Raw genomic sequence first — 14,316 nt, 5'->3', positions numbered from 1 at the left:
CACCACCAACGCGTAATGGACCAATAAAGTGGATGAGAAAATAAGATGCAACCCCATACAAATGACGTGACTTCGTTAAAGTTGTCAGAGCTAATCCTAGCCTTGAGTACGGCGCTCGATATGACTGAAGGACAGCCACCTGAACATTGTATGCGCTGCACGTGGTTAGGAATGAAACTCGCTGACGCCTTAGCGCTCGATGATCAACAACATCATGATCTTTTCTATACGTTGCTGCTAAAAGATGCCGGATGTAGTAGCAATGCGGCACGGATCTGCGAACTGTACCTCACCAATGATTTAGCGTTTAAACAAAGCTACAAGGTAGTAGACGGCAGCTTGTCCAGCGTACTTAACTTTGTGTTAAAAAATACTGGGGTCAAACGCGGTTTCATGCAAAAGCTCTCGACCACACTCGATATCATTCGTCATGGCGACATGTATGCGCAAGAGCTGATCGAAACGCGATGTACCCGTGGTGCCGATGTCGCACGCGATTTACGTTTTAGTGAAACCGTTGCTGAAGCCATCTACGCGCTGGATGAACACTATGATGGTGGTGGGCGTCCTGATCAGTTAAAGGCCGATCAGATCCCCTTGTTTTCGCGCATCGCATTGATGACGCAAGTCATTGATGTCTTCCGAACCGAGTCCGGTGTCGAAGCCGCACTCCGCGAGCTGAAAAACCGTCGCGGCACTTGGTTTGACCCCGACCTCGTCGATACCTTTTTACAGCTGGCTCGCGAACCGCAATTTTGGCAGCAACTGGGTAACCCCACATTAAAAGAAGAAGTCCTGTCGATGACGCCTGCCAACACATGCATTTGGGTCGATGATGATTATATGGATGACATTGCAGCTGCCTTTGGGCGTATTGTTGATGCCAAAAGCCCTTTCACCTCGGGTCACAGTGAACGTGTCGCCGTATACGCTAGCTTAATTGCTGACGAGTTAGCCATTAGTGAACATGATAAAAAATGGCTAAAGCGTGGCGCGTTACTGCACGATATTGGCAAACTCGGCGTAAGCAATGATGTGCTCGATAAGCCGGGAAAACTGGATGACGAGGAATGGGAGCACGTTAAACGCCATGCTGCACTGAGTAAAACCATCTTATCGAAAATCCACCAACTCGATCACCTCGCCAAGTTCGCTAGCGCCCATCACGAAAAGCTCGATGGCTCCGGGTATCCAGACGGCATGCAGGGCGATGACATTTCCCTGCTCACTCGCATTATTACCACCGCAGATATTTTTGATGCTATCACTGCTGAGCGTCCCTATCGTGGCCCTATCCCAATGAACAAAGCCTTATCCATCATGAAAGAAGAAACTGGCACGGCAATCGACGCGCGCTGCCTACAAGCGTTAATCGCAGGTCTCGAGCGTCTTCCTGAGCATTTTATTGTTCATGACGATACATCGATCACATCATAGGCTTAACCTATCAGGTATATAGGTTAACTCCATTTTCCTTTTTTAATTCGGGACGTTATTCTATTTTCATCAATCGAAACAACACAGTTTCCAGTGTTCAATTTTCGCGATAGCGCGACGATTTAACACATTGATTTTGCCACTAAGGAGGCATTAGATGAGTAAACAATCAGCATTGATCGGATTGGACAGCACCAAAGCTGCAGATTTAGCAGCTCGCCTAGATACGCTATTAGCAAACTACCAAGTGCTGTACACCAATGTGCGTGGTTTTCACTGGAACATCAAAGGCGGCGACTTCTTTGAGCTACACGTAAAATTCGAAGAGATCTATACCGATCTGCAAACTAAGATCGATGAAGTAGCCGAGCGCATTCTTACTATTGGTGGTACCGCTGAACACCGCTTCAGTGAATATTTGAAAATCAGTGAAATCAAAGAGCATGCACCAGAGGCGAACGGTCAAGCCGGTCTACGCGCCATTGTTGATGGGTTTAGTGTATTAATTAGCCTACAACGTGACATTATGAGCCTCGCTGGTGAAGCTGACGACGAAGGCACATCAGCACTAATGAGCGATTACATCCGCGAACAAGAAAAACTACTCTGGATGTTCAACGCATACTTGAACTAATCACCTGTTCGATAACGTAAAAATAGCCCGCTTTGTCGGGCTATTTTTTTATATCTCTCGCCTTTAAACACGTTTGATAGATCGCTCGCCTAGCGTCATTTAACTCGCCTGGCGTTAACTGATTCAGCGGTGTAAAGTGTTTCTGGTAAAGGCAAAGCTAGCCGTTCGACGTAATTCACTTTGATAGCGCCTTGGTACTCAAAATGCGTCACGATCGCGCTCAAGTGTTCCGATTTAGCGGGACGTTTAACGGGAAGCGAGACCTTCACCGGGCTCGGCGTGTTTTCCGCGCTACTTGTCACATAAATTGGCGTTTGCTCAATCCATCGGTACGCATCATCTAGCCATAGCCAATAAGCGGCCGCCGGCGCGCAACTGGTTGGCGTGTTGGGTAAATCCACCGTTAATTGTTGATCAGGATGGCCGATTAGTTTCACCCAAGGGCGCCGCGGTAATCCGTAAACGACCAAGCTGTAGTGCTGCCCACCTAAACGCAGTTCGTAAACACCTGGATCTACTTGGGTAAAAAGTTGTCCTGATTCAATTTCTTGAAATCCAGTTTGAGCGCCTAATATTTCACTGATCACCGTCTGACCATTGGGATCAGTGAGCGTAACCAAAGTTGCACGCGATACATACTCAGCCGATAGTTTGATTTCATAACCTAGGCTTGATGCTCCTGCGCGTCGCACAAAAGAAATGGTAAGCCCTTGTGGAATATCCTTTCCATTCGGCTCAGTTAGGCGTTGACCACAATCTGTTTGATTGATGATCGCATGTTTGAGCGCGGCCCAATGCTGGGTAGCAATCTGTTCTTGCGATAGTGCAAAAATAAGCTCCTGCCAAGCAACAGTAGGTCGGTCGGCGGCTAATGCCTGGTAGGTCTGTTGCATGGGCGTATCACCAAACCAGGCTTGCTCAGCGTTTACTTTTACGCTTAGCATCGCGAATCCGAGAACCAGCAAGCGTCCCCATCGTGTCATAGCATCACCAATCGATAGCCCACTCCACGATGCGTCTCTATTGCTAAATCGGGCAATTTTTGTCGTAACCGCAACACATGATTATCCACAGTACGAGTGGTGGGAAACGCTTGATAACCCCAAATCTTGTTGAGTAATTCTTCACGATGAAAAACTCGCCCTGGGTTTTGTATTAACAATAATAACAGGTCAAATTCTTTCGGTTTCAACATCACGGATTCATTCTGCCAATAAACATTCCGCGATCCCGGCTCAACCTTGATCGGTCCATACAAAAGCTGGCTCTCGCCCAAAGGTCGAAGCTGGGCATAAATTCGCGCGAGCAACTCTTGATGTGAAAAAGGTTTAACCACATAGTCTTTTGCTCCTGCCATGAGCCCTTCAACTCGTTGTTCTACTTCAATTTTCGCGGTCAGTACAATAACAGGGAGCGCTTTTAAGGAAAGCCAGTGAGGAAGCTGAATCAAGCTATCACCGTCGGTCAGTTGCCGGTCTAAGATAACAAGATCGGCGTGATACCAGTGCTTCTCTACCTTGTGGCTATCAACTAACCAAGTACATTGGAAACCGTAGCTCTCAAAAAATTGACGTAGGCCCTCACCCAACAAGGTGTCATCTTCAATCAATAGCAAATGGCTCATTGGGGTAACTCCAACATGCAGCAAGTAGGATGACGTCTAATCAAAAGTTTACCCCCCATTTGCCGCATTAACCGCGCGACTAAAAATAATCCAATCCCCATATTGTGCTCAGACTTTGGTGCTTTACAGCGGCGCCAAACGCGTTGCCACCATGAAGGAAAAGCGCCATCATCATAGACACACACTCGAATTCGCTTGCCGACATGTACTCGGATCCAAACTTTATTGCCACCGTGTTGGTGCGCATTTTGTATCAGATTTTTCAAACAAATAGAGAGCCAGTAGAAAGGCAATGTTAATGTCTTGTCTTGGTTTAACGTGTAGTCAATGTCATAGCAGTCACACACGTTATCTAACCACTCGGATAACGAGGCTGTTTGCGTTTTAAACTGCTCGCTTTTATCGGTACTTAAATATCCCTTGCTGGTTTCCGTCAGTTGGTTGAGCCGTTGATGGTCGGCCAATAAACGCCACAACACGTCTTGCGTACAGTCATCCAGCTTATCGAATTGATTGCGCAACATCTCAACCGTCAGACCCAAACTGGCAATGGGTGTTCGCAGTTCATGGGTGAGTAACTGGAGGATAAACTGGCGCTCGCGCCGCTGTTGGTACCTATCATAAACACTGCGCGCTAACCCCAGCACTAGCGCCCCAAAAATAGCCACCAAAATAGCAATCATGACGCCTCGATAAGCGGGATGTAACTGATTACAAATATTACCATATCGGTAGTCACAGCCCGTTGAGTGGGTCGATAGACTCAAACGATAGTTATCGGCGATCGACATCCATTGTGTACGAGGTAACGCTTTCCACCCTTCTTCCCCATTTAACCACAGACGGTCTCCATCCAAATAGGCACGGTAACCGTTAAGCAAGGCATCACGCCCTGACTGACTAAGCGCGGCCAGTGCGTCATGCAACGGGTGATTTTTATTGGCGAGAGTCACGCGCTCTACCAGTTCAGGCGGTGGTGTCTTTATTGCGTAATGGCTTAAATAACGCTCGGCGTAACTCCCCCCAGCAGGATGAAGCAGAGGATTTTTTTCAAACCATTCAACCGGTAAGGGCTGTTCTCGACAAAGCGCAAGCTCGAAGCGCTGAGCAACTAACAGCCTTGGTACCACAATGCGCGGATTAGGTTGGCAGGTTTGAACGACCTGGTAGAGAGCGCTCAGATCTTGCCAATCAAAATGTTCAAAATCTGGATATTGTGCCTGGCTCACTAAAAGCGCTTGAGGATAAGCGTTTAAAGCCGGCTGAGCGACCATCAGGGTCCCTGCTTGCCACGCTTCATCGTAAAACCCCTTAAGCTGCGTTTGTAGATCGCTCGCCATCACTTGGCTACTCACCAAGATAGCTATCCATGCCACCCACATTCGCCTTATCACCACGTCACGCCTCCATTGGGCCCACTGCTGCCTGTATATTTAATGATCATAGTCGAGTCATGCCAGGCTGTGTCACCCAGGTGTCAACAGACGATAATAGAAGACAGACTCTCATATCATCCCAAAAAATCAGTTGGTTGTGCACATATCAGTTTGTTGTGTAAATAGGCGGTGGAATTCACAGGAAAATGATGGTGTATTGTTCGAGAAGCATTTGATTTTAGGGGGGGGAGCAGAAAGGGCGGAGACCTCCCCAGCTACATCCCGGCACACACGTCCCAAGCGCGGGCTGCTTCCTTCCGGACCTGACCCAGTACACAAGATAGTGTTGCGGGAGAACCAAGGAGGCCTCCATCGATATGTCGTTAAGCTTGCTTAACTGCGGGGCATTATGTGGCAAGGCTGGATGCAATGCAAGGAGGATTCGTTTTCTTACCGATTAACTGTTGATCTTATAAGCAATTATCACTTAATTATCGTCTGAGTCTTCCAAGAGTAAATACTCACCTACCCAGATAGCCGCCAGCATAGTGGCCCACGCCACCAGTAACGACATCGTTAATTGATAGGGAACACGCCAAGCAATAACTAAAAACGGCACGCACGGCAAAATGTGCATCGCAAGGTGACGTGAAGCGGCTAAACGCGGTGTAAGCGCCACCCACTGTAACAGCCCAATCATCGCAACTACTGCCACGCTCCACAGCGCGGATGGCCACCCAACCGCCGCGGCCAGAATGAGAAGCACTAGCCAAGCGCCACGGCGAGGTGGTTGGTAGCCCGGCCAATATTGCATCGATAGCCATAACCCGCATAACGCCGCAAGTTGAAGAGCCAAAAACCAGGGAGCTCCGCCTAATTTTGCTTCCGACTGCAGAGCCATTATCCCTGCGAAAATAGCGAGCATCACAGCCCCAAGTAACCACTTAACATGGGGATGTCGGTCAGGATTAAACCATAAAGATAACGCTGGCAAGATCAGCAAAGTACTTGCCGCAAGCAAAGCAGGTAACTGCGGTAAAGAAAGGGCCAAGGCCGCCATTCCCAACAGCAATAACCAACTCGCCAATTTGTCTGGGTAGAAGAAAAACAACGCAGGCGCCATGATCGCTAGCCCATGTAAGGCATCGCCGGCACTGATACTCGCAGCAATAGCAATCGCTAGCACGATCGCGGGCCAAACTAATGAGGAAATCCGCATGCACACTCCTTGTGCTGTGGTCATGATTCCCAGTGTAGCGACTAGTTGTCGGATCGTACCAGCGTAATGGTTGGATCATAGGTGTGATTCGTATCCGTGATCACTTTATTAACCGTATTGGTGATAAATAACGGGCGTTCACTGACATCAATTTGCGCGGTGATCACATAATCATGAGAAGCAGAAATTTGGCTTGGATCGTAATTTAGCGCGAAGTGGAGGGGCACTTGCTGACCTTCAGTCACAAAAGACTGTCGGCTAATCACTTTACCCGGCGAGTCCATTTTTTTTATTTCTACCAAACGCACAGTGACACTGGCAGTCTCGGGTAAAGCAAGGCGCTCACGATAGACCAAAGCACCAGAAATATTCGCTAAATCATTGGTTTGACTATTACCAGAGCAAGCGGTAAACACTAGAGCAGTAAACAAGGCGAACAACAGAAACGTTAGTTTCTTCATTAAAGAATCCTCACCGAAACGCGTTTGAATGCGGCAAAAACGCTAAGGTTATGATAGCTTGAACAATAACAATGGAAGCATAGCATGAATCAAGGACTTATGAGCCAACCACTGACAGAACTCTTACAACTGCTGCAGCTTGAGCGATTAGACACCGGCCTATATCGCGGCCAAAGTGAGAATCTTGGACTGCCACAAGTGTATGGCGGGCAAGTGATTGGTCAAGCGCTCTCTGCCGCGAAAACATCCATCGAAGCCGATCGCTTTTTGCACTCATTCCACAGCTACTTCCTGCGTCCAGGCGACCCGGAACAACCGATCATCTATGATGTTGAGATACTCAGAGATGGAAAAAGTTTCAGTACTCGACGAATAAAAGCCGTACAGTACGGCAAACCGATTTTCTATCTTACCGCATCGTATCAAGAGGAAGAGGAAAGTTTCGAGCATCAAAACTCAATGCCGACAGACGTACCCGCTCCGGAAACTTTGCGCTCGGAGCAATCACTGGTCGCAGATATTGCCCACAAACTGCCCGCCAATGTTGTCAAAGCGTTTGGCAGTGATAAACCAATAGAAGTTCGCCCTGCGACTGTGATCAATCCACTGAAGCCAGAGACGGCCCCAGCGAAGCAATATCTCTGGATCCGTGCTAACGGTGAAGTCGGCGATGACTACCATGTCCACCAATACTTGCTGGGCTACGCGGCGGATTGGGGGTTTTTGGTCACTGCGCTACAACCTCACGGGGTAACATTACTGACCCCAGGCATGAAAGTGGCCACCATTGATCACTCCATGTGGTTTCACCGTCCGTTTAGAATGGATGAGTGGTTGCTGTTTGCAATTGAAAGCCCCTCGGCCAGTGGTGCACGTGGGTTTGTTCGCGGAGAGCTTTTTAACCAACAAGGTGACCTAGTGGCTTCTGCTACTCAAGAAGGGTTAATGCGTAAGCTCCCCTAGCGCTCAGCGACGCTATTCGCTGCAAACAAGGGGCCTGAGCCCCTTTTTAATTTTCTTACCTATGACACGACTAAGCCTACGCTTCTTCCTCAAGCGCCGCCAAGTGAGCGCTGGCTTGTTGAAGCTGGTACATCTGCCAATAACGCCCTTGCTGGCGTAGCAAGCTTTGATGGCGCCCTTGCTCAATCACGCGGCCGCGATGCAAAACCAAGATGTTATCGGCCTCGGCAATAGTCGATAAACGGTGCGCAATCACTACCACTGTCATCTGCTGACGTAACCTATTTAATGCTTGCTGAACAAGCTCTTCGGTACCGGAATCGATATTGGCGGTGGCTTCATCAAGGATCAATATTTTAGGCTGACGGACTAACACCCGCGCTAGAGCCAATAGCTGACGTTGCCCAGCTGAGAACGTCATCCCCCCCTCGCCCAATGGAGTCTCTAAACCAGCAGGTAAGCCTTTCACGTACTCTGCCAATGCTACTTGCTCTAATGCATGCCAAATCACAGCATCGTCCAGTGACTGACCCAGCGCGATATTTTCTTTTAAGCTGCCAGTTAACATGTGCGGATCTTGTTGCACCATCGCCACGCCCTCGCGCAAACTTTGATGGCTTAAGGTTTCAATCGGCAAACCACCCAGCGTTAACGTGCCTTCTCCTGGGCGATAAAACCCCATGAGTAATGACGCTAAGGTTGATTTACCGCTCCCCGTATGACCGACCAACGCCAGAAAGCCGCCCGCAGGAACGTCTACATTCACGTCGGACAACACTGGCGTTTCGCCATCATAAGAGAAGGATATATCACGCAGTGCAATGGCACCGTCAGGAATCGGTGTACTGTCATGACCATATTGCTCAGGCGGCGTATCCATCATCTCAAACAATCGCTCTCCCGCTGAAATCGCCTGCTGCAACAGTGATAATTGTTGCATCATCTCAATCAGCGGCTCAGTGATTCGACCCAGGTAACTCAAAAAAGCATAGAGCACCCCGACGCCAATCACTTCCATTCCACTGACGCCGAAAATTGCCACTAAGGACAGCAAGGCGGCTCCGGAGAGCAAATCAATCAAGGGACGCAAATAAATACCATTGAGACGCTGAATGGTGACCATGGCATCCAAGTGATCCGCGGTCATCGTTTGAAAGCGGGAAGAAAACGCCTGCTCTTGCTGCATCAATTGGATAAGATTCATGCCCTGTACCGACTCGTTCATCACCCCGTTGATATCAGCAAGGCGGTCTCGCGCTCGGCGATAGGCGGGCGCTGAGCGTTTTTGATACCGTACCATTACCAAGATGACACAGGGCAATAACACCAGCACGACTAACGTCAGTTCAATACTGAGCATCAGCATCGCCACCAGCATCACGCTAATCAAGGCGATGTTGCGTAAAAAAGTCGAAAGCACCGACACATACAGCTCTTTCAACGACTCGGTGTCATTGGTTAAGCGCGAGACAATCCGTCCCATCGGCACATAGTCAAACGCGGATAACGGCTGTTTGATCACATTGGCAAACACGGTTTTTCGAATCCGCTGAATAATCGCCACCGCCATGGTGTTAAAGCGTAACTCGTACTGATACTGGAAGCCGGCCGAAACAATAGTGGATACAATGTACCCCACCGCAAGCGCCCACATGATCATCGCCGGATAATGGTCTTTGGCAACATAGCTATCAAGAAAGATTTGCACCAAATAAGGGCCGGTCACTTCCGCCACCGCGGCTACCAATAAGAAAATGGCGGCAATCACAAACTGGCGACGATCGCGACGCATATAGCTTAATAGCCGATATAAAATCTCTCGCTTAGTCATTGCGCGGCTCCTCATCGGCATCCAGTGCCGCTTCCAGCTGCTGATATTGATGCATTTCTTGATACCATCCTGGCTGTTGAATCAATTGACGATGCTGACCGCGCTCGCGTATTTGGCCATGACTAAGCACCACGATTTCGTCGGCGCTTTCCAAGGCCGATAAGCGGTGAGCAATCACGATCGTGGTACGCGTTTGTTGATGCTGTTGTAGATTCTGCAAAATCCGATGTTCGGTGTCACCATCAACCGCCGACAAGGCATCATCCAAAATCAAACACTCGGCACCCACCAATAATGCGCGAGCAATCGAAATCCGCTGCTTTTGCCCACCGGACAGAGTAATCCCCTTTTCTCCAACAGCCGTTTGATAGCCCTGCGGCAACTGACGAATATCCTCGTCAATACAAGCCAAGTGAGCCGCGTGTTCAATCTCCGTTTGAGTTGCGTCGGGGCGACCGAGGGCGATGTTTTCCGCAATCGATCGCGAGAACAAAAACGGTGTTTGCGTCACCACCGCAAAACGTTGTCGCCACGACGACAAATCAGCGTTCGCAATCGATACATCACCATAACGAATATCGCCTTTTTCCAACGTAGTCAGATGCAATAGAAGTTGTAACAAGGTGGACTTGCCGCTGCCAACCGGGCCCGCAATCCCCAGCATTGCCCCTGGCGAGAGGATCACATGGATATCTTTGAGGGCAAAACTGTCATCCGGTTGCCACTTAAACTGCTCAATGGCTAGCGTCAACGGCTGCATGGTGTCTGGCAGCGGCGTGTCACCACCAACAATGTCTGGCTGCTCTTGCATCAGCGCATCAATACGGGTCCACGCCGCTCGGCCCCGTTCGATAATATTGAACAGCCAGGCGATCGCGAGCATCGGCCAAATCATCAAACCTTGGTACAAGGTAAACGCGGTAAGATCCCCTAACGAAATCTCACCGTTAGCAACCAAATAGCCACCACCGGAAACGGTAAAGAAAAACGACGCGCCAATGGTGCCTTGAATCACCGGCGAAAACAGCGCATCGACCCGCGCTACGGCGAGGTTTTTCTCCCCGGTACGATCCGCAACCTGGTCGAACTGATTCATTTGGTGCTGCTCTAGACCAAAGGCACGTACCATTCTAACCGCAGACAGTGAGGACTGACTCACCTCTGACAGCTCAGAAAACGCCGCTTGTGACTCGGTGAAGGTATGATGTAAACGGCGCCCAAACCGATTGACTAAAAAGGCCATCACCGGCATCGGCAACAGCGCTAAAATCGTCAGTTGCCAACTGATTTGGCTGACCATCACAATCAATACCGCCGCACCTGTGATAATGGAATCACCCGCGGTCAGGACTCCCTCTCCGGCGGTCATCACCACCGCTTTCACATCATTAGTGGAGCGCGCCATGATATCGCCACTCGGATAGCGACGGAAAAAATGCGGAGATTGGCGAGTAAAGTGATCATAAAGCCGATTACGCAGCACAGAGCCAAGCTCCGCCGCCGCACCGAAAAGCCACACTCGCCAAACAATGCGCAGCAGATACACCACCCCCCAGATAGCCAGCATGCCCGCTAATAGCCATAACAGTGTTTGCGTAGAAATATCCCCCGCAACCACGCCGTCGACCACATGGCCCACGGCCATCGGTGGGATCAGCTCGAAGACAGAGACAAATACCAAAATAATCATGGCGCCGACATAGCGACGCCATTCACGTTTAAAAAACCAGCCTAACTGCCAAAACACCTTCATGAGGGCTCCTTATTCTCCCCGCCTTTTATTATTTATCTGACCTATCCGATCGGTAGGGCGGTGGTGTATTTAAGTGCTTCCATTGCGAACGTTGATGTCACATTATTCAGACTTGGCACAGAATTGACCAGCTTTTTATAAAAATGATCAAATCGAGTCATATCAGCCACCTGCACCTTCATCATGTAATCATACTCACCTGCCATGCGATAGAATTCCATCACCTCAGGAAACTCAGTCACCACCTCCGTAAAGGTTTTGTACCACTGCTCACTATGGTCATTGGTTTTGATGTGGACGAAGGCGGTAAAGGCTAGGCCAACGGTTTCCGGGTCAAGCAATGCTACCCGCCCGCGGATCACCCCTTGTGATTCCAGCCGTTTCAGCCGCTTCCAACAGGGAGTCGTGGTTAAATTCACCCGTTCGGCCAGCGCGGCCACAGACCAGTTGGCATCTTCCTGTAGCGCTGCGAGTAAAGTGCGATCTATCTCATCTAATGTGACAGCCATAAAAATATATTCTCTTTAATCGTTTTATATGAGTTTTATTTTCTCTTTTGGCGTCATTATAGAGCAAAAATAGCAAGGTTTTTATCCTGCGCTTTGCGTAAACTGGTACTAATCACGTATTCGGAGACGCATGATGACAACCCCACATCCTTGCCATACTTGGGTCGGTAACGCGATTCGCCTCATTGAAGCGGACTTTAAACGCTCTGCAGATACGCATTTAATTAAGCTCGATCTCCCTAGCTTTACGGACATTGATATCTATCTGAAAGACGAAAGTACCCACCCAACCGGTAGCCTAAAGCATCGCTTGGCGCGCTCTTTGTTTTTGTACGGCTTATGTAATGGTTGGATTGATGAGCACACCACCATCATTGAAAGCTCATCAGGCAGTACTGCCATTTCCGAAGCGTATTTTGCTCGCCTACTTGGCTTACGGTTTATTGCTGTGGTGCCCAAAAACACTGCGTGTAAGAAGATTGAGCAAATCCGTTTTTATGGCGGTGAAGCGCACTTTGTCGAGCGGTCAGACCAGATCTATGCCGAGTCTCGCCGCCTTGCTAAAGAGCTCAATGGCCATTACATGGATCAGTTTACCTATGCCGAGCGAGCAACGGACTGGCGTAGCAATAACAACATTGCCAACCGTATTTTTGATCAAATGCAGTACGAGCGCTTTCCGATCCCTCGCTGGATTGTGATGAGCCCAGGCACCGGCGGTACCTCAGCGACCATTGGCCGCTACATTCGCTATCGCTGCCAACCCACTCAACTGATGGTGGCCGATGCTGAGCACTCGGTATTTCACGATTACTTCCTCACCGGCGATAAAAACTTAACGACGGATGAGAGCAGTCGGATTGAAGGGATTGGACGGCCACGTGTCGAGCCCAGCTTTATTCCCGGAGTGATTGATAAAATGACCACAGTACCGGACACTCACAGTATCGCCACCATTCACTGGCTAGAAAGCCAGCTTGGCCGCAAAGCCGGTGCGTCCACGGGTACTAACCTGTACGGCGTCTTAATGCTGGCGAATGAAATGCGCGCCAACGGCGAGAAAGGCTCTATCGTCACCTTGCTGTGTGACAGCGGCGAGCGCTACCTAGACACCTATTACAACCCTGATTGGGTACGCGAACACATTGGGGCGCTCGACCAAGCGACCCATGATTTGCAGACTTTGTTGGGGTAACGCGCCATCGTCTATACAGACGTTGGATAAACAGGCGCGTTAATATATAGATCAGGCGTAGGTCGGCATAAGCGCCTTCTCAATCGCGCAAGCTTGGTGTGATTTCCGCCGCGCGCCCGTTGCACGGCGCCATCGAACATTGTATGCATTCCCACGCAGGAGCGTGGGAACGAGCAATCGTCGCCGATGGCACCACCGATATAGAAACCAGGCGTAGGTCGGTATAAGCGCCAGCACAATGCCAATCATTATCACGATATGGGCCGCGCGCCATCCGACATCAAAGCCAAAGATTAACCTCGATGTCAAATTTGGCACCGATCGTGACAGGCGCCCGTTGACAATGTGCACATACCCATCATCGTGCTGGGGCTTGTGTCACCTACGCCAATGGCACCATCGAAATTAAATATGACCACCGATATATAAACCAGGCGTAGGTCGGTATAAGCGCCAGCACAATGCCAATCATTATCACGATATGGGCCGCGCGCCATCCGACATCAAAGCCAAAGATTAACCTCGATGTCAAATTTGGCACCGATTGTGACAGGCGCCCGTTGACAATGTGCACATGCCCATCATCGTGCTGGGGCTTGTGTCACCTACGCCAATGGAATCATCGACGTTAAATATTAACGCCTTGTGGCATCGTCGCCAATGGCACCACCGAAACATAAATTTCGTGTAGATCGGGCAAGCGCCGGGGCGATATTAATCTTGTCACTCGGTGTAGCCGGCGCGCCCGTTGCATGGCGCCTTCGACATTTGAGCCAAACGATTAATAAAACTCACAACAAAGTGTCAACACGCTAGTCCGTGTCTCTATCTATTCGCGCCTGCAGGGCATCAAACTTGTCGTGCAGGCGCATTAGCTCGAGCTCGAGTTTTAGGTTGATTTCGTAGGTGGCTTTTTGCTCCATCCTATCTTTTGCCGCTTGGCGGTTTTGCGACATCATGATGATAGGCGCTTGGAAAGCCGCCAGACTGGACAACCCTAGGTTAAGCAAAATAAATGGATAAGGATCAAAAGAAGTGTCCCCCACCAACCAAACCGTATTCACGACAATCCAGCCAATAATGAAAGCGAAGAAAAGTCCGATAAACGACCAAGAACCACCAAATGAGGCAATTTTATCCGCCACCATTTGCCCGGGTGTCAGACTTTCGTGAAAGGACTTGTTAACGTTTTCAGAGACAGACGTATTATTGGCAATGCTTTCAATGACTTTTTTCTCACCTGAACTCAGGCTACCAAACGGCTGGCCGAGCAAGGCTTTTGCTAAATTCTCAAAATACTTTTTCATTTTCCAC

Annotated in this window: 13 protein-coding genes and 1 other RNA gene; 4 read left to right on the top strand and 10 right to left on the bottom strand. The window is 49.5% G+C overall.

Annotation, left to right across the window (positions count from 1 at the left end; all coding sequences use genetic code 11):
- Positions 1-45: 45 nt before the first annotated feature.
- Both BZG78_RS08385 and BZG78_RS08380 read left to right on the top strand, forming a co-directional pair.
- Entirely contained in the window at positions 46-1,437 is a 1,392-nt protein-coding gene (locus tag BZG78_RS08385) for an HD-GYP domain-containing protein (RefSeq protein ID WP_077660934.1), read from the top strand.
- A 157-nt stretch (positions 1,438-1,594) separates the two neighbouring features.
- Positions 1,595-2,071 (top strand): Dps family protein, encoded by a 477-nt coding sequence (locus BZG78_RS08380; RefSeq protein WP_021023831.1) that lies wholly within the window; start codon positions 1,595-1,597, stop codon positions 2,069-2,071.
- 95 nt (positions 2,072-2,166) lie between these two features.
- Here the strand turns inward: BZG78_RS08380 and BZG78_RS08375 are convergent, their stop codons facing one another.
- The 6 genes from BZG78_RS08375 to BZG78_RS08350 all read right to left on the bottom strand — a co-directional run bounded on the left by BZG78_RS08375 (position 2,167) and on the right by BZG78_RS08350 (position 6,751).
- Positions 2,167-3,054: a DUF2861 family protein gene (locus BZG78_RS08375; RefSeq protein ID WP_077660933.1), complete on the bottom strand. Its 888-nt coding sequence runs from the start codon at positions 3,052-3,054 to the stop codon at positions 2,167-2,169.
- Entirely contained in the window at positions 3,051-3,695 is a 645-nt protein-coding gene (locus BZG78_RS08370) for a response regulator transcription factor (protein ID WP_077460130.1), read from the bottom strand. Before BZG78_RS08370 ends, BZG78_RS08375 begins: the two co-directional genes overlap by 4 nt.
- A complete protein-coding gene (locus tag BZG78_RS08365; protein WP_236719486.1) occupies positions 3,692-5,071 on the bottom strand; it encodes a DUF3404 domain-containing protein in 1,380 nt (459 codons plus the stop codon). Before BZG78_RS08365 ends, BZG78_RS08370 begins: the two co-directional genes overlap by 4 nt.
- 266 nt (positions 5,072-5,337) lie before the next feature.
- An RNA gene (gene ffs, locus BZG78_RS08360) (signal recognition particle sRNA small type) lies at positions 5,338-5,434 on the bottom strand.
- Positions 5,435-5,558: 124 nt separating this feature from the next.
- Complete coding sequence (locus BZG78_RS08355) at positions 5,559-6,290, bottom strand: hypothetical protein (RefSeq protein ID WP_077660931.1); 732 nt, start codon at positions 6,288-6,290, stop codon at positions 5,559-5,561.
- A gap of 41 nt (positions 6,291-6,331) precedes the next feature.
- On the bottom strand, positions 6,332-6,751 hold the full coding sequence (locus tag BZG78_RS08350; RefSeq protein WP_077660930.1) for a YbaY family lipoprotein: 420 nt from the start codon (positions 6,749-6,751) through the stop codon (positions 6,332-6,334).
- 99 nt (positions 6,752-6,850) lie between these two features.
- On the opposite strand from BZG78_RS08350, the gene tesB reads away from it, so the two are divergent.
- Positions 6,851-7,714, top strand: a complete 864-nt coding sequence (tesB, locus tag BZG78_RS08345) for an acyl-CoA thioesterase II (protein WP_077660955.1) — start codon at positions 6,851-6,853, stop codon at positions 7,712-7,714.
- Positions 7,715-7,790: 76 nt separating this feature from the next.
- Here the strand turns inward: tesB and BZG78_RS08340 are convergent, their stop codons facing one another.
- From BZG78_RS08340 to BZG78_RS08330, 3 genes are read right to left on the bottom strand one after another with little or no spacing between them, the layout of a single operon-like run.
- Positions 7,791-9,545: an ABC transporter transmembrane domain-containing protein gene (locus BZG78_RS08340; protein ID WP_077660929.1), complete on the bottom strand. Its 1,755-nt coding sequence runs from the start codon at positions 9,543-9,545 to the stop codon at positions 7,791-7,793.
- On the bottom strand, positions 9,538-11,298 hold the full coding sequence (locus tag BZG78_RS08335) for an ABC transporter transmembrane domain-containing protein (RefSeq protein ID WP_077660928.1): 1,761 nt from the start codon (positions 11,296-11,298) through the stop codon (positions 9,538-9,540). The genes BZG78_RS08340 and BZG78_RS08335 overlap by 8 nt, the downstream gene beginning before the upstream one ends.
- Before the next feature lie 41 nt (positions 11,299-11,339).
- Positions 11,340-11,807: an Lrp/AsnC family transcriptional regulator gene (locus BZG78_RS08330; RefSeq protein WP_077660927.1), complete on the bottom strand. Its 468-nt coding sequence runs from the start codon at positions 11,805-11,807 to the stop codon at positions 11,340-11,342.
- A 130-nt stretch (positions 11,808-11,937) separates the two neighbouring features.
- Here BZG78_RS08330 and BZG78_RS08325 point away from each other — a divergent pair, with 130 nt between their 5' ends.
- Positions 11,938-13,002, top strand: a complete 1,065-nt coding sequence (locus BZG78_RS08325; RefSeq protein WP_108743374.1) for a PLP-dependent cysteine synthase family protein — start codon at positions 11,938-11,940, stop codon at positions 13,000-13,002.
- Positions 13,003-13,814: 812 nt separating this feature from the next.
- On the opposite strand, the gene BZG78_RS08315 is transcribed toward BZG78_RS08325, so the two are convergent.
- Positions 13,815-14,309: a DUF1003 domain-containing protein gene (locus BZG78_RS08315; RefSeq protein ID WP_021024566.1), complete on the bottom strand. Its 495-nt coding sequence runs from the start codon at positions 14,307-14,309 to the stop codon at positions 13,815-13,817.
- Positions 14,310-14,316: the final 7 nt, after the last annotated feature.

Source organism: Salinivibrio sp. MA351 (assembly GCF_001996065.1).
GTDB classification, from domain to species: Bacteria; Pseudomonadota; Gammaproteobacteria; order Enterobacterales; family Vibrionaceae; genus Salinivibrio; species Salinivibrio costicola.
The sequence above is the reverse complement of the archived record's forward strand: the minus strand, read 5'-3'. Positions and strand labels throughout refer to the sequence as shown.

Excerpts from the sequence above, each read along its gene's own strand:
- BZG78_RS08370 (WP_077460130.1), bottom strand. The coding sequence starts at position 3,695 with ATGAGCCATTTGCTATTGATTGAAGATGACACCTTGTTGGGTGAGGGC.
- BZG78_RS08335 (WP_077660928.1), bottom strand. The coding sequence starts at position 11,298 with ATGAAGGTGTTTTGGCAGTTAGGCTGGTTTTTTAAACGTGAATGGCGT.
- BZG78_RS08325 (WP_108743374.1), top strand. The coding sequence starts at position 11,938 with ATGATGACAACCCCACATCCTTGCCATACTTGGGTCGGTAACGCGATT.
- BZG78_RS08380 (WP_021023831.1), top strand. The coding sequence starts at position 1,595 with ATGAGTAAACAATCAGCATTGATCGGATTGGACAGCACCAAAGCTGCA.
- BZG78_RS08330 (WP_077660927.1), bottom strand. The coding sequence starts at position 11,807 with ATGGCTGTCACATTAGATGAGATAGATCGCACTTTACTCGCAGCGCTA.
- BZG78_RS08315 (WP_021024566.1), bottom strand. The coding sequence starts at position 14,309 with ATGAAAAAGTATTTTGAGAATTTAGCAAAAGCCTTGCTCGGCCAGCCG.
- BZG78_RS08350 (WP_077660930.1), bottom strand. The coding sequence starts at position 6,751 with ATGAAGAAACTAACGTTTCTGTTGTTCGCCTTGTTTACTGCTCTAGTG.
- BZG78_RS08375 (WP_077660933.1), bottom strand. The coding sequence starts at position 3,054 with ATGACACGATGGGGACGCTTGCTGGTTCTCGGATTCGCGATGCTAAGC.
- tesB (WP_077660955.1), top strand. The coding sequence starts at position 6,851 with ATGAGCCAACCACTGACAGAACTCTTACAACTGCTGCAGCTTGAGCGA.
- BZG78_RS08385 (WP_077660934.1), top strand. The coding sequence starts at position 46 with ATGCAACCCCATACAAATGACGTGACTTCGTTAAAGTTGTCAGAGCTA.
- BZG78_RS08340 (WP_077660929.1), bottom strand. The coding sequence starts at position 9,545 with ATGACTAAGCGAGAGATTTTATATCGGCTATTAAGCTATATGCGTCGC.
- BZG78_RS08355 (WP_077660931.1), bottom strand. The coding sequence starts at position 6,290 with ATGCGGATTTCCTCATTAGTTTGGCCCGCGATCGTGCTAGCGATTGCT.